An 18270-nucleotide genomic window follows, 5' to 3' on the forward strand; every position below is an offset into this window, starting at 1 on the left:
ACAGCGGGGTGAATTACAGGGCCCGGTGAGTCCCGTGTCGTGAAGAACGTACGATCGATGACCGTGCAAGGTTCGGAGAACTCTTCCCGTCGCGGCCGCCGCTCCTCCACCATGGGCGGCATGCCCTTGAACGACATGCCGTGGTGGCGGTGGCGCAGCAACGTGCGCTCGGCGCTGCACATGCTCTCCGACCCGGTGTTCCAGCGGGACGTCTGGCTGGCCGGCGTGGACGGGTACGGCGACGTCACCGACGCCGTGTACCGGCTGGTGGAGGACACCTGGCTGGACAACTGGTCGGCGGAGAAGTACGTCGGCACGATATTCCGGGACTCGCAGGAGGCGGCGCTCGTCGACACCGCCGTACTGCGGGTGCTGCGCATCGTGCACCAGGTCGGCCCGGACGCGCCGGTCGCCGCGTACCTCGACCACCACGGGTGGCCCGAGGCGGTGCGGGCGGCGCGGGACGCGCATCTGCGCCTCGCGGCGAGTGACGGTGACGACCCGGACGCCCCGCCGCGGAGTCTGGAAGTGCTGCAGATCATGACCAGGTCCGCGTAGCGGACGGCGGCCCGTGGCGCGGGGCCGGTATGGGACCCTGTAGTGCATGAACGAGCAGTCCGAGACCGCCCCGGCCGACCAGTACGTCCTCACCCTGTCCTGTCCGGACAAAAAGGGCATCGTGCACGCCGTGTCCAGCTATCTGTTCATGACCGGCTGCAACATCGAGGACAGCCAGCAGTTCGGCGACCACGACACGGGACTGTTCTTCATGCGCGTCCACTTCTCGGCCGAGGCGCCGGTGACGGTGGACAAGCTGCGGGCGAGCTTCGCCGCGATCGGTGACTCCTTCCGCATGGACTGGCAGATCCACCGGGCCGACGCGAGGATGCGCATCCTGCTGATGGTCAGCAAGTTCGGGCACTGCCTGAACGACCTGCTGTTCCGGGCCCGGATCGGTGCGCTGCCCGTGGAGATCGTGGGCGTGGTCTCGAACCACACCGACTTCCAGGAGCTGGTGGGCTCCTACAACATTCCGTTCCACCACATTCCGGTGACGAAGGACACCAAGCCGGACGGTGAGGCGAAGCTGCTGGAGATCGTGGGCGAGGAGAAGGTCGAACTGGTCGTCCTCGCCCGCTACATGCAGGTCCTCTCGGACGACCTGTGCAAGCAGCTCAGCGGCCGGATCATCAACATCCACCACTCCTTCCTGCCGAGCTTCAAGGGCGCGAAGCCGTACCACCAGGCGCATGCGCGGGGTGTGAAGCTGATCGGTGCGACGGCGCACTACGTCACCGCGGACCTCGACGAGGGGCCGATCATCGAGCAGGAGGTCGAGCGGGTGGGCCACGATGTGACGCCGGACCAGCTGGTCGCCGTCGGGCGCGATGTGGAGTGCCAGGCGCTGGCGCGCGCGGTGAAGTGGCATGCGGAGCGGCGCATCCTGCTCAACGGCCGGCGTACGGTGGTGTTCGCCTGAGGGCGGAGCGGCTCGTCCGGTGCGCGCGGCCGCGGTGCGCGGGCCGATCGCGCAGGCGCCCGCGCCTCTTCGGGGCGCTCGCCGGCCGGCTACATCCGGCTCAGCCCCGCCGCCGCGAACAGCACGTCCCTGATGGCCTGGCGGTCGCCGTCCTGGCCCGCCGCGGCCTCCTGAGGAGGGATGTGGCCCGCCGCCAGCCGGCAGAACTCCACGCCGTCCAGGGCGACATGGGCCACCTCGAAGTCCGTGGAGCCCACCGCCGCCGGTGAGTCCAGCGGGATCAGCCACTCGCCGCCCGCCGCGCCCTCGATCTCCAGCCGCAGACTGCGCCCCGGCGTACCCGCGCTGACGAGGTGCGGGGTCGAACCGGGCGCGGACAGCCCCGCCCGGCGCCGCTCGGCGAGCGCGGCCGGCAGCATGCGGGCCGCGAGGTCGATCATCCGGTTCAGATGGCGCGGCGCGGGCGGCTCGTACGGATAGTCCACCGCCTCCGCGATGTCCTCGGCGTGCACCCAGCACTCGAAGGCGCGGTCCAGCATCGCGTCGTGCAGCGGGAGTTCGAAGTCGCCGTACGAGACCGTGAGTCCGCCCGCGTGGCCGCCCGTGAACGACACCGTCCGCACCAGGCCGTGGCTCAGCTCCCGCCAGGGTGCCCGCACCGAGCGGGTGGGCGGGAAGTGGGAGGCCCGCCAGAACGCCTCGGTGCGCCCGGCCGGGCCCACCGCCTCCTTCTCCGCCGCCTCGGCGACCTCGGCCAGCGGGTCCTCCAGGCCGAGCGCGGCCGCGATCAGCCCGTCCACCGACAGCAGGTGCGCGATCACGCCGGCGACGGTCGTACGACGGCTCGTCGGGGTGTCGGCCTCGAACCACCGCAGCCGCACCGGCGCATGCCACTCCGCGTCCCCGAAGTCCTGCAGCAGCGCGTCGAGGCGCGCGGTCTCCGCGTCGTACGGTGCCGCCCAGCCGGGTACCGGGATGCGCGGCGGCCGGCGGTCCAGACAGCTCTCCAGGACGCGCGTGCGCAGGCCGGGGTGCAGGTCCAGGCTCTCCGGCTGGTGCAGCAGGCCGACCGCCTCGCGCAGCCGGCGGGCCTCGTCGGCGCAGCTTCCGCAGGCGCCCAGGTGCTCCTCCACGGCGGCCGTCTCCGCCACCGAGCAGGCGGCCAGCGCCCAGGCGCCGAGGAGCGACTTCAGGACGTCGTGCGACAGGTCGAGCGGCACGGGCGCGAGGTCTCCCGGATCGGCGAGGTGAGGCAGCGGGAGCCCGCCGTCCTCGACGGAGGCGCGGGGCATCGGTATGCGCGGCGGCCCGACCGGATCGGATCCGCCGGTTCCGTGCGGTACGTCCCCGGAGCCGGCACCCCCGCCGTCGCCGAGGTGCTCCCTCGCACCCCGGCCCCCGGGACCCCCGTACCCCTCGGCCGGCCGTCCCTGCGCCTCGTGGCCGTCGTGCTCGTCGGGTGCCTCGAACCGTCCCGCCCCGCTCACACCGCACCCCCGTATCCCGGAGGGGTCCCGGCGTCGTGGGCGGTGGAGAGCAGTTGCAGGCCGAGGCGGAGCCGGCGGCGGGCCTCGTCCTCGGTGACGCCGAGGTCGGTGGCGGTCTGGCGGTAGTCGCGGCGCTGGAAGTAGGCCAGTTCCAGGGCGGCGCGCAGCGGGGCGGGCATGGAGTGGACGATGTAGTCGGCGCGGGCCGCGACCGAGGCGCGGCGCACCGTGCGCTCCAGTTCCTCGGTGGAGCCGCCGTCCCCGCCGGGGAGCGCGGCGGTCTCGCTGTCGCGCAGCCGCTGCACGGCGAGCCGGTGGGTCACGGCGGCGATCCAGGAGCGCAGGGGGCCCTGCCGGGGGTCGTAGGTCTCGGGGTGTTCCCAGACGTGGGCGAAGACTTCGCGGGTCACGGTGTCGGCGGCCTGCTCGTCGCCGAGGACGCGGTGGGCGAGGCTGTGCACGAGTGAGGCGAACCGGTCGTACAGCTCGCCGAGGGCGGCCGCCTCGCCGCGGGCCAGCCGCTGCTGCATCTTGCGGTCCCAGCGGGGCGGTACGTCCTTCTTGGTCATGCGGTCCCCTCCCCTCACCCGTGTCCGGCCCGTCCAGCGTGTCGGTGCTGTCCTCTCGAATGTAGTCGGCACGTCTGACAGCGCACGCCCCTTTGTGTCAATGTGCGCCCCCCGAAGCGCCGCAGGTGATAGTGCCCTCTTCACACAAACTTCACGCAAGGCGCGTGCATCTTTGATCGAACAGGATCGATAGTGACCGAAACAAGCCCCTTGCCGACCGCCCGCCGTTTGTCACGCTACGTTTCAGGGAACGGCCGCTGGGCAGCCGCGCGGAAAGAAGCGTAGGAACTGCTTCCGTTTCCGGGTGGTTCCGGGAGTTCCGGCGAGCGGAGGGGCGTGGCCGTGGCATTCAAGGTGACCGGCGCAGAACAGGGCGAGTGGGCCGTGCTCCAGGTCTCCGGGGAACTGGACCTGATGACCTCGCCGGTGCTGCGGCAACGGGTGCACGACGTCGTCGCCGAGGGCCACCACAGCCTCGTCGTGGACCTCTCCGACGTGTTCTTCTGCGACTCCAGCGGAGTCGGCGTCCTCATCGCCTCCCGCCGGCTGATCCGATCCTGCCAGGGCCGGCTGCGGCTGATCCTGCCCGACCGGGGCGCCGACGACGGCTCGCACGTCAACCGCGTGCTCGGCGCGCTCGGCGTCCGCCGCCTCTTCGACGTCCGTCCCGACCTCGACTCCGCGACCACGGACGAGGCGGGCCCGCTCTCGGCCTGAGGGCCGCGGGCCTCCTCGCGACAAAGACACGCCGCTGTCGCGAAAATCCCCCGGTCTCGGCACAACCATCGGTTTTCCGCCGTCCGGCGGCCGCCCACGTCGTACGCTCCCTGCCAGATCGACCCACGCATAGGTAAGGCGGCCCGAACAGACATGGTCAGCACCGAGTACGAGCGCAGGATCGCAGCCCGGTTCGCCACCTTCGACCAGGACGGCAACGGCTACATCGACCGCGCGGACTTCAACGCGGCGGCCAAGGCGCTGCTCGCCGAGTTCACCGTGACCGCCCGCTCCGACAAGGGCCAGGCGCTGTACGCGGGCGCGGAGGCCTTCTGGCAGGGCATGGCCGGCATCGCGGACCGGGACGGCGACCAGCGCATCACCCGCGAGGAGTTCGTCACCGGCGCGGTCAAGCGGCTGCGCGACAACCCCGACCGTTTCGCCGAGATCGCCCGCCCCTTCCTGCACGCGGCCCTGGCGGTGGCGGACACGGACGGGGACGGCCACATCACCGTCGCCGACGCCGCACGCGTGCTGCGGGTCCTGCGCGCACCGGAGGCCGTCGCCGAGGCGACCGCGGCGGCCCTCGACACCGACGGCGACGGCAGGATCGGCGAACCGGACGTCGTCCCGGCGTTCGCCCGCTACTTCACGGTCCCCGAGTAGCGCTCCCGCAGGGGTGAAAGCCGCCGGTCCGGCCGCGCAACACGCCCGGGCCCGCGAGCAGTTCGGAAAGCCGATCGGGGCCTTGCAGGCCGTCAAACACCTGTGCGCGGACCTGCCGGTACACGCCGGGACCGCGCGCGCCGCCGTCTACGCGGCCTCCGTCACCGCCGACATCGCCGCCGCCCGGCTGCTCGCCGACGCGGCCGCCGCGCGCGGCGCCCGCGACCGCATCCAGGGGCACTCGGTACGGGTTTCACCTGGGAAGCGGACGTGCACCTGCACCTGAGACGGGCCCGGGTGCGGGGCCCGGCGCGGCGGTGGCGCTACGCAGGGTGAGCAGACTCTCGCCGCACGACTGGCGGCGTGAGCGGTCCGATGCGTTCTGTGCCGCGCCGCCGGAAAAGCCATGGCCCAAGATGTCGCGGATCGTGGCGTGGTGGCGTCACGGAGCGTCGATACCGGGTTGTGTCCTTCGCGTGACTCGTCACGGACTGGAGTCGGGCGTCCGCTCCGGTACCTTGTGTGGGATGCGAGTGGCTGCGAGCACGAGCCGTGCCGGTGGTGCCCCTGGGGTGGTGCCGGTCCGCGCGGTGCGCGCCGTTGTTCGCGGGGCGGTCAGGGCCTCTGCCTCCGCCTGTTCGACTCCCCGGCACGAGCGTCGCACAGTATGCCGCACGCGTACTCCTTCGCGCTGGAATATGCCCGAAGCGCTTGTTGGGGTGACTGTACGTCAACCATGCTGTCGCGTAAGGGAATCACGTTCCGTGACCCTTGCTCTGGCCGTTGTTCTGGCCATGCAGAAAATGGCTACGATCGTGGCCCTCGTCGTGCTGATCGTCACGGCCCGCGCCGTGGCGTCCGGGTGGCGTCGGGCCATGTGTCCGCCGGTTCGGATGGTGTGAGCGGTGCAGGTGCTTCAAGTGCAGCTGGAGATCCGACCCGACCCCGCGGAGGTGGGGCGGGCCAGGAGGTGGGCCCGCTCGCGGCTCGCCGGGGCGGGGATAGAGGCCGACGAGCCGTTGGTCGAGACACTGATCCTGCTCGTCTCCGAGCTGGTGACGAACGCCGTGGTGCACACCGGCCGACCGGCCGTGCTGCGGCTCTCCCTGCCGGGCCCGCCGGCCCCGGCCGCCCCGTCGGCCACGGTGCGCGTGGAGGTGGCCGACACCAGTTCCCGCGCCCCCGTGCCGCGGTGCGCCGGCGGTGACGCCACCGGTGGCCGGGGCCTGGCCCTGGTGGACTGCCTGGCCGACCGCTGGGGCTGGAGCCCCGAGGGCGCCGGCAAGAGCATCTGGTGCGAACTGGACCGCTGTTCGAAGCCCCGGCAGAGCGCGGCGATGGCGTACGGGGGCGGACTGTCCGCGTACGAGGGCCTCGCCTTCGAAGCGGTGTAACCCCTCGGTGCGCGGGTGCGCCGGGGGTGCATCCGTGCGCGGGCGCCGTGAACAGGGCATACGTGACAAATCCCCGTTCCGGCGTTGACGATACGCGTCCGTCTGATCACGCTGGTGGGCGTCGATTCGCCGTGAGGGGACGGCGAGGGCCCGGGTGACGACGGTCCTCGCCGAGTGTGGGTCGCACCGGTCGGCGGCGCGTGCGCACGAGGGTTGGGGGGAAGGCGCGCCACCGGCCGGTTCAGTCGGGGGAGTTCTGAGCGGCCGGTACTGCCGCAGCGATCCGGTCCGGCTTCAGGGGATCGCCGCCGGCACCACCGGGGTCCCCGTCGCGCCGACGAACGGCTCGGCATCGCCGACAGCCGAAGGCGTACGCCGCTCTTGTCCACAGGCTGTGGACAACTCTTCGAGATTCCGGTTCCCGCCCTGGGGCATCCCCACCTCCACCGGGTCCATGGCGTGCACCGGCAGCCACAGATTCCCGATCTCGGTCGGAAACGTCTCAAAAGCGGCGTGCGCCTACTGCGTGGAGGACGTCGACAGGGCGCGCGCGGACGCGGCGGCGGGCCGCGTGGCACGGGCGGTCCCGACGTTCTGGACGCCGCTCGCCGCCGCCCGGAAGGTCCGCCGGTACGCCGTCGGCGTCACCCCGAGCGCCTGCTGAAGATGCTGCCGCATCGACTGGGCCGTGCCGAAGCCCGCGTCCCGGGCCACCTGGTCCATGGACAGGTCGGTGGACTCCAGCAGGTGCCGGGCGCGTTCCACACGCTGCTGGGTGAGCCACTGGCCGGGGCTGATGCCGACCTCCTCGCGGAACCGGCGGGTGAAGGTACGCACCGACATGGCCTCCTGCTCGGCCATGTCCCGCAACTGGATCGGCTCGTGCAGGCGGCCCAGCGCCCAGGTGCGCGCGGCGGTCGTCGTGGCCAACTGCGGGTCCGGGAGCGGGCGGTGGATGTACTGGGCCTGGCCGCCGTCGCGGTGGGGCGGTACGACCGTGAGCCGGGCGACGTCGTTGGCGACGGCCGTACCGAAGTCGCGGCGGACCATGTGCAGGCACAGGTCGATGCCGGCGGCCACCCCCGCCGAGGTCAGCACGTCCCCGTCGTCGACGAACAGCACGTCCGCGTCCACCTTGACCCGCGGGAACATCCGCTGGAAACGGTCGGCGTCGGCCCAGTGCGTGGTCGCCGGGCGGCCGTCGAGGGCGCCGGTGGCGGCCAGGACGTAGACGCCGGTGCAGATGGAGGCGAGCCGGGTGCCGGGGCGGACGTGCGCCAGGGCGGCGGCCAGTTCGTCGGTCAGCCGGCCCTCCTCGTAGACCGGGCCGAGTTCGTACGACGCCGGGACGATCACCGTGTCGGCGTCTGCCAGCGCCTCCGGCCCGTACCGCACGTGCACGGCGAAGTCGGCGTCCGTCTCGACCGGTCCGGGCGGCCGTACCGAACAGGTCACGACCTCGTACAGCAGCCGTCCCTCCGCGTCCCTGGGGCGGCCGAAGATGCGGTGCGGGATGCCCAGTTCGAAGGGCAGCAGCCCGTCGAGGGCGAGGACGGCGACCCGGTGCGGACGGAGAGCCTCAGCGACAGCCATGGCCCGATCCTAGCGAATGCTGTCCTTCGGGCCACTCGCTGGAGAGGCCGTCAGGCTGGAGGCTTTTGACGTGACTCAGACAACCCCAGCCGCAGCCCCCGTCCAGGCCCCGCCCGCCCGGCGCCGCCGTGTGCACCGCGCCTGGTTCGTCGCCGCCGTCACCTTCGTCACGATCATCGGCGCGGCCGCCTTCCGCTCCCTGCCCGGCCTGCTCATCGACCCCCTGCACCAGGAGTTCGGCTGGTCGCGCGGCACGATCGGCGCGGCCGTCTCCCTCAATCTCGCGCTCTACGGCCTCACCGCCCCCTTCGCGGCCGCGCTGATGGACCGCTTCGGCATCCGTCGGGTGGTCGCGGTCGCGCTGACCGTGATCGCCGTCGGCTCCGGCCTGACGGTGTGGATGACGGCGGCCTGGCAGCTGTGGCTGTGCTGGGGACTGCTGGTCGGTCTCGGCTCGGGGTCGATGGCCCTCGCCTTCGCCGCCACGGTCACCAACCGCTGGTTCACCGAGCGGCGCGGCCTGGTCAGCGGCATCCTCACCGCCGCCTCCGCCTCCGGCCAGCTGATCTTCCTGCCGCTGCTGTCCTGGATCGTCGAGCACCACCGCTGGCGCCCCGCCGCCGTCACGGTCGCCCTGGCCGCCCTCGCCGTGGTTCCCTTCGTCTGGATCCTGCTGCGCGACCATCCCGCCGACATCGGCGAGAAGCCGTACGGTGCCGGGGAGTTCGTGCCGAAGCCGCCCCCGGTCACCGGCGCCGCCCGCCGCACGCTCACGGTCCTGTCCTCCGCCGTCCGCACGGGCACCTTCTGGCTGCTCGCCGGCACCTTCGCGATCTGCGGTGCCTCCACCAACGGCCTGATCCAGACCCACTTCGTGCCCGCCGAGCACGACCACGGCATGCCCGTCACGACGGCGGCCTCGCTGCTCGCGGTCATCGGCGTGTTCGACGTGGTCGGCACGATCGCCTCCGGCTGGTTCACCGACCGCTTCGAACCGCGCCGCCTGCTCGCCGTCTACTACGCCCTGCGCGGCATCTCCCTGCTGTTCCTGCCGATGCTGCTGGGCCCCGCCGTCCATCCGCCGATGCTCTTCTTCATCGTCTTCTACGGCCTCGACTGGGTGGCCACCGTCCCGCCGACCCTGGCGCTGTGCCGCGAGCAGTACGGCGAGGACAGCGCCATCGTCTTCGGCTGGGTGCTCGCCTCCCACCAGCTCGGCGCGGCCCTCGTCGCCTACCTGGGCGGCCTCGCCCGCGACGTCTTCGGCTCCTACGACGTGGTCTGGTACGCCTCCGGCACGCTGTGCGCGGCGGCGGCCCTGATGGCCCTGGTGATCCGCCGCACCCCGGCGACCCCGCTGCCCGCCGTGGCCTGAACCCGCCCGGCACGCAGGGGGGCTCGTCCCGGTGGCGGTCGGCAGTGCGCCGACCGCCGGCTCAGGCGGCGCCGAGCCGGGCGAACCGCCCCCGATGGAAGAGCCGCGGTGCGCCCGGCCCCTGCGCGCCGAGGGCAGGCGAGGCCGGCGGGGGAGTCCGCGGCGTCGGCGGGCGGTGCGTGATCACGGTGACGCCGGTCGCGAAGACCCCCGGCAGCCGCCGGGACTCACCCCGGTCCACGGGGTGCCCGCTCGTCCTCCCGGACGCACCGCGACTCCGGCCCCGGCAACGCCTCCACGGGCCCCGGCCCCGGACGGCGGCCGCTGCCGCCCCTGCGCGTCCCCTCACGCCAACTGAGCTGACAGCACGTCACACAGCATCGACGACCGCGAAGGTGCCGGGCGGGCTAGCCCAGACGCTTCGCCACCGCCTTGGCGATCCTCCTGGCGTCCAGCGCCATCTCCCGCAACATGCCACTGATGGGGTTGGTGAACCCGGTGAAGTACAGGCCCGGTGCCTGGCCCGGCGTACGGCCGCCGCGCACCACCGGCCTGCCGCGTTCGTCCAGCACCCCCAGATGCCCGACCAGCCCCTCCAGCGCCCGGACGTACCCCGTGGCCGCGATCACCGCGTCCGGCGAGAGGCGGCTGCCGTCGGCGAGGACCACCTTCCCGTCCTCGAACGCCTCGACGGCGGCCACGATCTCCACCTTCCCCTGGCGTACGGCGTCGACGAGGCCGACGTCCTGGACCGGGATGGCGCCCTGCCGCACCCTGCTGTACAGGCCGGTGTCCGGGCGCGGCAGCCCGTGCGCGGACAGGTCCGGGGTGCTGATCCGGCCCACCGGACCGGCGAGCCGGTCCACGAGCCGCACCGGCAGCCGCCGTACCAGCACGCCCGTGTACTGGGCGGCCCAGCCGAAGGTCGACCGGCGCAGGATGTGCGGAACGGTACGCACGGCCAGCCGCACCCGCGCGGCCCCGCCCTCCACCAGGTCCACGGCGATCTCCGCGCCGGTGTTGCCGATGCCGACGACGAGCACGTCCCGGCCGGCGTACGGCTCGGCGTTGCGGTACTCGCCGGCGTGCCGGAACTCCCCGCGGTACGCCTCCCGGCCGGGCCAGTCGGGGATGCGCGGGGTGTGGTTGTGGCCGGTGGCGACGACCACCGCGCTGCCCGTCAGCTCCCGCCCGCCGGAGGCGTGCAGCAGCCAGCCCGTGCCGTCCTCGGTCCGCTCGACGCGGTGGACCTCCACCCCGGTGACGATCTCCAGCTCATGGTGCTCGGCGTACTTCTCCAGGTACCGCACCACGTCGTCGCGGGACACCCAGCGCCCGAACCTCCGGGGCATCGCCAGGCCCGGCAGTGCGGACAGCCGCCGGGTGGTGTGGAGACGGAGCCGGTCGTAGTGCCCGCGCCACGAGGCGCCCACCTGGTCGGTCTTCTCCAGCACCACGGCCCGTATGCCCCGCGCCCGCAGCGCGTACGCGGCGGCCAGGCCGCCCGGACCGGCGCCGATGACGTAGACCGGGCGGTCCGCGGGGGTCGGTGAGAGGTGCAGGGAGGCGGAACGGAAGGCTGCCATGAGCGGGAGCGTAATCACACACCCGCTTGATGGGTCTCGGTCAAGACCGGAATTGGTTGCGGATTGATCACGTGTCCCCTGCACAGCGGCCGTGTTCGACCCGACGGAGGTCCGGGACGATGACGGAGCCGGTGGACTGCGCGGACGGCGACTTGGTGGCGGGGATGCCGCTCAGCACGCGGTTCCGCGACGGAAAACCGGTGTTCGGTCCGGGAGCCGGCCACGGATCATGACCGTATGCGTCCTGAGAACTGGCATCTGACCGAAGACCTCGACGACTTCCTCGCCCGCGCGGGCGACTTCCTGCGCTCCCGCCCGGCCCTGCACACGGTGCCGCTGACGGTGACGGACGCACTCCGCCGCCGTGGCCTGTACCTCTACGGCGACGAACCGCCCCTGTTCGGCACCCTGGAGGCGCCGGACGGCACCGTACGAGCGGCACTGCTGCACACGCCGCCGCACGCCGTCCACGTCACGCCGCTCACCCCGCAGGAGGCCGACGCGCTGTCCGCCCGGCTCGTCGAACTGGGCCACCCCGTTTTGGGGGTCGCCGGGGAACGGGACACCGCCATGGCCTTCACGCAGGCCTGGCAGCGCCGCACCGGCACGCCCGGCGCGATCCACCAACGCCAACGCCTCTACCGCCTGGCCGAGTTGACGGTGCCCGACCCGAGGCCGGAGGGCCGTGCGCGGATCGCGGGACCGGAGGACCGGGAGCTGCTGATCCGCTGGTACGGGGAGTTCAAGGACGCGGTGGGACAGCGCGCCGGGGACCCCGCCGAATGGGCCGACGCCCGCCTCGCCTACGGCGGCGTCACCCTCTGGGAGACCCTCGACGGCACGCCCGTCTCCCTGGCCGGAGTGACCCCGCAGACCGCCGGCCAGGTCCGGATCGCCCCGGTGTACACCCCGGCCGCCCTCCGCGGCCGCGGGTACGCGGGCGCGGTCACGGCAGAGGTGAGCCGGGCCGCGCGGGAGTCCGGCGTACCGGAGATCCTCCTCTTCACGGACCTGGCCAACCCGACGAGCAACGCCCTGTACCGGCGCATCGGCTACCGGGACGTCGCGGACTTCACGGTGTGGGAATTCGGGGGGTGAGGGCAGAGCCCCGGCCGGGCCCCCTCACGGCCACAACAACGCCCTGCTCCAGCCGAACTCCGTGCTCCGGTACTCCAGGCGTACGTGCTGCCGGTGCGGGTCGCCCTGGAAGAACTCCACCGTCTCCGGGTGCAGCCGGTACAGGGTCCAGGTCGGGGACGGCTCGGCCGGGTTCTCGCGGGCCCGCTCCCAGGCCGCTTCCGACACCCGCCGCAGCTCCTGCAGCGAGGGCAGCTCCTCGCTCTGCCGCCCGGTCAGCGCCGCCGCCAGAGCACCCGTGGACCGCGCGTGCAGGTCGGCCTGGCTCTCCTCCGAGGGCGCCGACGTGACCGGCCCGCGGACCCGGACCTGGCGCCCCAGCACCGGCCAGTAGAAGGCCAGGGCGGCGTACGGGTGCGCGCTCAGGGCCCGGCCCTTGCGGCTCGTGGCGTGCGTGGCGAAGGACCAGCCGTCCGCGTCGGCACCGTGCAGCATCACGATCCGTACGTCCGGCTCGCCCCCCTCGTCCACCGTCGCCAGCGACATCGTGTGCGGCTCCGGCTGCCCCGCCGCCACCGCCTCCGCGAACCAGCTCGTGAACAACGCCAGCGGCGTGGGAGGGGCCGTGTCCGGGTCGAAGCGGCGCAGCTCCGTCGTCCCGGGCGCCCAGACCCGCAGCGACCGGAGCAGCTTGTGGAGATCTTGTTGTGCCATGGGGCGAGTATCACCCCGGACCGCCCGGATCGGCCGACGGCACCCGCGTGCCGCACCTCCCGAGCCCCTCCTCCCGGCCCCGGCACCAGGAGGAAGAGGCCGCCCCTTCCGGGGTGTTGGGCCGACAGGCCACCGCCGTCCGTGGTCACCGGCAGGCCAGCGCCCCACACCGGCAGGCGACAGACGCAGCCTGCCGGTCGGCGTCAGCGGGGCATTACGGTGGGAGACGAGGGCCTCCTGGCGGTCGGCGGTAGATGTCGTAATCCACACCGAACCCAGCAGGCCCTCGCCCTTGCAAGCATCCAGCACGCGTGTCACCAGCGTCCCGGGACACCACAGCTAGAACGTCGCCAGCCGCTCCACCAGCAGGAACGCGCCGATTCCCAGCATCGCCGCGCCCGAGGTGCGGGTCACCGCCCGGGCTGCCGTCGGGCGGGCCGCGAGCAGGACGCGGGCCAGGACGCCGACGGTGAGGTAGACGGCCGCGCAAGCCGCCATGTGGAGCAGGCCGAGGGCCGCCGTCTGGGCGGGTACGGGCAGGTGGGTGCCCCGCAGGGTGAGGAACTGGGGGAGCACGGAGAGGTAGAGCAGCAGGCCCTTGGGGTTCAGGCCGCTGATCGTCGCCCCGCGCAGGAAGAGCCGCCCGGCGGGCGGGGGCGCGTCCGCCGCACCGGGGACGGCCGGGCGGCGCAGCACCGACCAGCCCAGCCACAGCAGGTATCCCGCGCCCGCCACCGTCAGGGCCGTCAGCAGCCGGGGCGAGCCCGCCACCAGGACCGCGAGTCCCGCCGTCGCGAGGGCCGTGTGCAGGGCGTACCCGCAGACCAGGCCCGCCACCGCGCGCGGTACGGAGCTGCCGCGCAGGGCGGTCGCGATGACGTACGCCCAGTCGGCGCCCGGTACGCACACCAGCAGCAGGTCCAGGGCGAGGAAGGAGAAGAGCAGTCCCGAGTCCATGCTGGGGACATTAGGCGCGATTGACCCGAAAGTGTTCCTGAAGTTTGCCCGTGATCGCGACTTCTGAGCAATTATCTGTCTCATGGACGACGTGGACCGGAAAATCCTTGCCGAGCTCCAGCAGGACGGGCGGCTGACCGTGACCGAGCTGGCCGCCCGGGTGCGCCTGAGCGTCTCGCCCTGCCACCGGCGGCTGCGCGAACTGGAGCGCTCCGGTGCCATCCAGGGCTACCGGGCGGTGGTGGACGCGGCGGCGCTCGGCCTGACCTTCGAGGCGCTGGTCTTCGTGTCCATGCGGCAGGAGGACCGGGACACGGTCGCCGAGTTCGAGCGCGCGGTCAGCGAACTGGATCACGTGCTGGACGCCCAGCGGCTGTTCGGCGAGCCCGACTATCTGCTGCGGGTCGCCACCGCCGACCTCGCCGCCTTCCAGCGGCTGTACGACGAGCGCCTCGCGACCCTGCCGGGGGTGCAGCGGCTGACCTCGACGCTGGTGATGAAGCACGTGGTCCGGGACCGGCCGCTGCCCGCATAGCAGCGCAGGCGGTGGTTCACGTCCGGTGAACCACCGCCTGCCAGACAGGACTTGGGACCTAGAAAAAAGGGGGGCTACTTGCTCGGCTTCTTGCCGGTCACGCCCAGGTGGACCAACAGCGCCAGATTCGGCTTCAGTTCGGCCTGCTTCACCCCCCAGGACGAGAAACCCTTCTGGTGTGCCGCCACCGCCGCGAGCATCGCGACCAGCGCACCGGCCACCGCCGCCGGGTTCACGTCCTTGTCGACCCTGCCCTTGGACTGCAGTTCCGTGATGGAGTCCGCCAGGGAGTTGTTGACCGAGTTCAGGATCTTCATGCGGATCTTGTAGAACCGTTTGTCCCCCTCGGCCGCACCGAGGTCGACCACGCGCAGGATGGCGTCGTTCTTGCGCCAGAACTCCAGGAAACCGTCCACGAGTTCCTGCGCGGTCTGCCAGCCCGCCTTGCCGGCCCAGGTGCGCCCTTCGAGGAGTTCGGTCAACCCGGCGCCCTCGGCCGCCATTTGCTCGGCGATCTCCAGGACGGCGCCCTCGACGTCCGGGAAGTACTGGTAAAAGGTCGCGGGCGAAGTGCCCGCCTTCCGGGCGACATCGATGACCTTGACGTCCCGGTAGGGGGAGGAGCTGAGCATCTCGCTGAGGCAGTCGAGCAGCTTCTGCCGGGTCGCCTGCCCACGCCGACCGGCCACGCGGCCGTCGACGGTACGCACTTGTCCTGTCATGTCGTCAGCTTACCGAGGGGTGATCGGAGCGCGATTTGGCCGACTGCAAATGGGGTGCACGGGTGCTCCGGGGGTGGTGTGCCTGGTCTGCGGGGTGCGCGCGGCCCGGTTACTTTGACGACATGGCCGAAAACAGGGCATCCGGAAACGAAGAGGCGTATGGGGAAGGCGTCCCCTGCTGGGTGGACGCCCAGCTGTCCGACGTCGAGGCGGGCAAGCGCTTCTACGGTGAGCTTTTCGGGTGGTCCTTCCAGGAGGCGTACGGCTCCTCGGTGTGGGCCCGGCTGGGCGACGACCGCGTCGCCTCGCTCGCCCCCAAGACGGACGGTCGTATGCCCACCGTCTGGACGGTCTCGTTCGCGACCTCGGACGCAGCGGCCCTCGCCCGGCGGATCACGGCGGCCGGCGGGCAGGTGGTCATGGCCCCGTTCCCGGTGGGCGACCTCGGCACCGCCGCCCTCGCCGCCGACCCCGAGGGCGCGGTGTTCGGTCTGTGGCAGGCGGGCACCCACCCCGGCTTCGGGCGCCGGCGCGAGCCGAACACCTTCGTCTGGGCCGAGCTGTACACCCGGGACACCGCCGCCGCCAACGCCTTCTACGGCGACCTCTTCCACGACGCCCTGTTCGGCACCGGCGCCGAGCCCGACTTCGGCCGCGCGGACGTCACCGACGTCTTCCCCGCCGAGATGCCCCCGCACTTCCTCACCCACTTCCGGGTCACGGACCTGGAGGACGCCCTCGGGGCCGTGCGGCGGCTGGACGGACGGGTGCAGGCGCCACCCTTCGAGACGTCGTACGGACGAGTGGCCGTCGTCACCGACAATCAGGGGGCGTCGTTCGCACTGCTGCAGCGGTGATCCGTCTGCTTTGACGGAAGACACCCCGATTTGTCACCGGGTTCGCAACCAGCCGCCCGGCCAGGAAGAATCGGGGTGCGTGCCGCCATGGCGGTGCGGTGGTGAGACGCTGCACTTCGGTCGCGTACATATGGGGTGGCGCGGCTCGTACGGGGAGGTGGCAGGCAAGTGGTGGATCAGCTGACGCAGCACGATCCGCGGCGGATCGGGCCGTTCGAGGTGCTGGGCCGGCTGGGCGCCGGCGGCATGGGGCTGGTCTATCTCGCGCGCTCGGCGTCCGGCCGGCGCGTGGCGATCAAGACGGTGCGCACCGAGCTGGCCGAGGACCAGCTCTTCCGGGTGCGCTTCACCCGCGAGGTGGAGGCGGCCCGCGCGGTCTCCGGGTTCTACACGGCGGCCGTGGTCGACGCCGACCCGCGCGCCGCCGTGCCCTGGCTCGCCACCGCCTATGTCCCCGCGCCCTCGCTCGAGGAGATAGTGAACGAGTGCGGGCCGCTCCCGGCCCAGGCCGTACGCTGGCTCGCGGCGGGCGTCGCGGAGGCCCTGCAGTCCATCCACGGTGCCGGGCTGGTCCACCGCGACCTCAAGCCCTCCAACGTGCTCGTGGTCGAGGACGGCCCCCGGGTGATCGACTTCGGCATCGCCTCCGGCGTCTCGAACACCCGTCTGACGATGACGAACGTCGCCGTCGGCACCCCCGCCTACATGTCCCCCGAGCAGGCCAAGGACTCCCGCAGCGTCACCGGCGCCAGCGACGTCTTCTCGCTCGGCTCCACCCTGGTCTTCGCGGCCACCGGCCACCCGCCCTTCCACGGCGCCAACCCGGTCGAGACGGTCTTCATGCTGCTGCGCGAGGGCCCGGACCTCACCGGCCTGCCGGACGAGCTGCGCCCGCTCATCGAGGCCTGTATGCAGATGGAGGCCACCGGCCGGCCCACCCCGGCCGACCTCCAGGCCCAGCTCGCCCCCCACCTCTTCGGCTCCGGCTCCGACGACAGCGGCACCGCCTCCGCCTGGCTGCCCGAGAAGGCCGTCGGCCTCATCGAGTCCCGCCGCGGCGGCCGCCCCGCGGCCAAGCCCGCCCCCACCGCGCCCGGCCCCCGCAGCGGCGGCCGCGCGGCCGTACCCCCGCCGCCCCCCTACGACCCCCCGGTCCCGCCCGCCCCGGTGCCGGCCGGCGCCCCCGACACCGGACCGGTCCGGCTGGCCGGCGCCCAAGTGCCCATTGGTCCCGGCCCCCGGGTCGCCGACGCCCGGGCGGCCGCCGTCAAGGCACCCCCGCCGGAGGCCGGCCTGGTCGCCAACTGGTCCCGCCCGCGCCCGGGGGTGACCGGCGCCGACTCCGCGGTGGCGCCCGCCCCGCCCGCGCCGCCGGAGACGGCGAGCGGCTGGCGCCCCTGGCGGTTCCGCATGTCCAACGACGTCTGGGGCACCCCGTCGGTCGACGGCGACCTCGTCTACGTCACCTCCTTCGAGGTGCACGCCCTGGACGTGGGCACCGGCCGCCGCCGCTTCAAGACACGGGACGTCGCCTGGTCGATGGCCGTGGCGGACGGCCGTATCCACGCCTCCGACGGCCCCACCCTGTTCGCCCTGGACGCCCGCGAGGGCACCGACCTGTGGCGGCTGTCCACGGACGCCTGGGTGTACTCCCTGACCGCCGACCGTGGCACGGTCGTCACCGGCACCCGCGGCGGCGGCGTCCAGGCCTGGGAGGCCGCGGGCGGCCAGAAGCTGTGGGAGATCACCGGCTGCCAGACCGACTTCGAGTCCCCCGAGGCCGGCCCCCTCGTCCACGACGGCACCGTCTACGTCTGGCAGGACGCCCGGCTGCGCGCCCTGGAGGCCCGCACCGGCGAGGAGCGCTGGTCGTACCCGATCGGCGACGCGGCCTCCTGCGGCGGCGTCCCGGTCCGTCTGGCCCCGGCGTCCGACGGCTACGTCTACGTCTCCGCCGGCACCCGCGTCCTCGCCATCGAGGTGGCGAGCGGCATGGTGCGCTGGCACTTCGAGGCCCCGGCGGTCTTCCTGAGCCCGCCGACCTTCGCCCCCGGCCCGGCCGTCACCGGCGGCGGCGTCTACCTCGCCGACTACCTCGGCACGGTCTACGCCCTCGACGCCACCGACGGCCGCGACCGCTGGCGCATCGCCACCGAGGCCCGCTCCTCCGTCGAACCGGTCCTGGTGGCCGCCGGCCACGTCCACGTCGGCAGCGGCAAGGGCCTCTACACCCTGGACGCGGTCACCGGCACGCCCAAGTGGCGCTTCCAGGCGGGCGGTGACGTCGTGGGCGCCCCCGCGGTGGCCGAGGGCCGCATCCACTTCGGCTCCACCGACCACCTGCTGTACACCCTGAAGGCCGACGACGGCCGACTGCGCTGGAAGCTGGCCACCGGCGGCGAGATCACCGGCTCCCCGGTGGTCAAGGACGGCGTGGTGTACGCCTGCAGCAAGGACCGGTGCGTGTACGCGCTGGACGCCGAGAAGGGCACGGGCACGGCACGGACCACGTGAGTGCGTGACGGCCGTCGCACCGGTCGC

18 protein-coding genes and 1 pseudogene are annotated in these 18270 nt (G+C 72.9%); 11 read left to right on the plus strand and 8 right to left on the minus strand.

The window, feature by feature from the left end; genetic code table 11:
* The first annotated feature begins 57 nt into the window (after positions 1–57).
* Together ACGFRF_RS11995 and purU are read left to right on the plus strand one after the other, a co-directional pair.
* Positions 58–558: a hypothetical protein gene (locus tag ACGFRF_RS11995; RefSeq protein ID WP_393738760.1), complete on the plus strand. Its 501-nt coding sequence runs from the start codon at positions 58–60 to the stop codon at positions 556–558.
* Positions 559–604: 46 nt separating this feature from the next.
* Positions 605–1480: a formyltetrahydrofolate deformylase gene (purU, locus tag ACGFRF_RS12000; protein ID WP_393738761.1), complete on the plus strand. Its 876-nt coding sequence runs from the start codon at positions 605–607 to the stop codon at positions 1478–1480.
* Positions 1481–1569: 89 nt separating this feature from the next.
* Here purU and ACGFRF_RS12005 read toward each other — a convergent pair whose 3' ends face one another.
* Both ACGFRF_RS12005 and ACGFRF_RS12010 read right to left on the minus strand, forming a co-directional pair.
* Positions 1570–2967 (minus strand): maleylpyruvate isomerase N-terminal domain-containing protein, encoded by a 1398-nt coding sequence (locus tag ACGFRF_RS12005; RefSeq protein WP_393738763.1) that lies wholly within the window; start codon positions 2965–2967, stop codon positions 1570–1572.
* On the minus strand, positions 2964–3536 hold the full coding sequence (locus tag ACGFRF_RS12010) for a sigma-70 family RNA polymerase sigma factor (RefSeq protein WP_393738765.1): 573 nt from the start codon (positions 3534–3536) through the stop codon (positions 2964–2966). The genes ACGFRF_RS12005 and ACGFRF_RS12010 overlap by 4 nt, the downstream gene beginning before the upstream one ends.
* A 336-nt stretch (positions 3537–3872) precedes the next feature.
* Here ACGFRF_RS12010 and ACGFRF_RS12015 point away from each other — a divergent pair, with 336 nt between their 5' ends.
* From ACGFRF_RS12015 to ACGFRF_RS12030, 4 genes are all read left to right on the plus strand, one after another.
* Positions 3873–4253, plus strand: coding sequence for an STAS domain-containing protein (locus ACGFRF_RS12015; protein ID WP_393738767.1), 381 nt, complete (start codon positions 3873–3875; stop codon positions 4251–4253).
* 153 nt (positions 4254–4406) lie between these two features.
* A complete protein-coding gene (locus ACGFRF_RS12020) occupies positions 4407–4919 on the plus strand; it encodes an EF-hand domain-containing protein (protein WP_393738769.1) in 513 nt (170 codons plus the stop codon).
* An 82-nt stretch (positions 4920–5001) separates the two neighbouring features.
* Positions 5002–5205 carry a hypothetical protein gene (locus tag ACGFRF_RS12025; RefSeq protein ID WP_393738771.1) on the plus strand — a complete coding sequence of 68 codons (204 nt, stop codon included), beginning with the start codon at positions 5002–5004 and terminating at the stop codon, positions 5203–5205.
* Positions 5206–5839: 634 nt separating this feature from the next.
* Positions 5840–6313: an ATP-binding protein gene (locus ACGFRF_RS12030; RefSeq protein WP_393739347.1), complete on the plus strand. Its 474-nt coding sequence runs from the start codon at positions 5840–5842 to the stop codon at positions 6311–6313.
* A gap of 294 nt (positions 6314–6607) precedes the next feature.
* On the opposite strand, the pseudogene ACGFRF_RS12035 reads toward ACGFRF_RS12030, so the two are convergent.
* Together ACGFRF_RS12035 and ACGFRF_RS12040 are read right to left on the minus strand one after the other, a co-directional pair.
* Positions 6608–6820: pseudogene (locus tag ACGFRF_RS12035) on the minus strand (cyclase family protein); the annotation flags it as partial.
* Between the two features lie 12 nt (positions 6821–6832).
* Positions 6833–7906 (minus strand): GlxA family transcriptional regulator, encoded by a 1074-nt coding sequence (locus ACGFRF_RS12040; protein ID WP_393738773.1) that lies wholly within the window; start codon positions 7904–7906, stop codon positions 6833–6835.
* Positions 7907–7976: 70 nt separating this feature from the next.
* On the opposite strand from ACGFRF_RS12040, the gene ACGFRF_RS12045 reads away from it, so the two are divergent.
* Positions 7977–9281: an MFS transporter gene (locus tag ACGFRF_RS12045; protein WP_393738775.1), complete on the plus strand. Its 1305-nt coding sequence runs from the start codon at positions 7977–7979 to the stop codon at positions 9279–9281.
* 407 nt (positions 9282–9688) lie between these two features.
* Here ACGFRF_RS12045 and ACGFRF_RS12050 read toward each other — a convergent pair whose 3' ends face one another.
* A complete protein-coding gene (locus tag ACGFRF_RS12050; RefSeq protein ID WP_393738777.1) occupies positions 9689–10867 on the minus strand; it encodes a flavin-containing monooxygenase in 1179 nt (392 codons plus the stop codon).
* Between the two features lie 237 nt (positions 10868–11104).
* Between ACGFRF_RS12050 and ACGFRF_RS12055 the strand changes: the two genes are divergently transcribed.
* On the plus strand, positions 11105–11965 hold the full coding sequence (locus tag ACGFRF_RS12055) for a GNAT family N-acetyltransferase (protein WP_393738779.1): 861 nt from the start codon (positions 11105–11107) through the stop codon (positions 11963–11965).
* A gap of 24 nt (positions 11966–11989) precedes the next feature.
* Here the strand turns inward: ACGFRF_RS12055 and ACGFRF_RS12060 are convergent, their stop codons facing one another.
* Complete coding sequence (locus tag ACGFRF_RS12060) at positions 11990–12658, minus strand: pyridoxal 5'-phosphate synthase (RefSeq protein WP_393738781.1); 669 nt, start codon at positions 12656–12658, stop codon at positions 11990–11992.
* A gap of 339 nt (positions 12659–12997) precedes the next feature.
* Entirely contained in the window at positions 12998–13615 is a 618-nt protein-coding gene (locus tag ACGFRF_RS12065; RefSeq protein WP_393738783.1) for a LysE family translocator, read from the minus strand.
* An 82-nt stretch (positions 13616–13697) separates the two neighbouring features.
* Between ACGFRF_RS12065 and ACGFRF_RS12070 the strand changes: the two genes are divergently transcribed.
* Positions 13698–14150 (plus strand): Lrp/AsnC family transcriptional regulator, encoded by a 453-nt coding sequence (locus ACGFRF_RS12070; RefSeq protein WP_393738785.1) that lies wholly within the window; start codon positions 13698–13700, stop codon positions 14148–14150.
* Positions 14151–14224: 74 nt separating this feature from the next.
* On the opposite strand, the gene ACGFRF_RS12075 is transcribed toward ACGFRF_RS12070, so the two are convergent.
* A complete protein-coding gene (locus ACGFRF_RS12075; RefSeq protein ID WP_393738787.1) occupies positions 14225–14872 on the minus strand; it encodes a TetR family transcriptional regulator in 648 nt (215 codons plus the stop codon).
* 122 nt (positions 14873–14994) lie between these two features.
* Between ACGFRF_RS12075 and ACGFRF_RS12080 the strand changes: the two genes are divergently transcribed.
* Together ACGFRF_RS12080 and ACGFRF_RS12085 are read left to right on the plus strand one after the other, a co-directional pair.
* The gene (locus ACGFRF_RS12080; protein WP_393738789.1) at positions 14995–15729 is read left to right on the plus strand and encodes a VOC family protein; all 735 of its coding nucleotides are present in this window, start codon (positions 14995–14997) and stop codon (positions 15727–15729) included.
* Positions 15730–15897: 168 nt separating this feature from the next.
* Positions 15898–18243, plus strand: coding sequence for a PQQ-binding-like beta-propeller repeat protein (locus ACGFRF_RS12085; RefSeq protein WP_393738791.1), 2346 nt, complete (start codon positions 15898–15900; stop codon positions 18241–18243).
* Positions 18244–18270 lie beyond the last annotated feature (27 nt).

Source organism: Streptomyces sp. NPDC048521, from assembly GCF_043199855.1.
Lineage (GTDB): Bacteria > Actinomycetota > Actinomycetes > Streptomycetales > Streptomycetaceae > Streptomyces.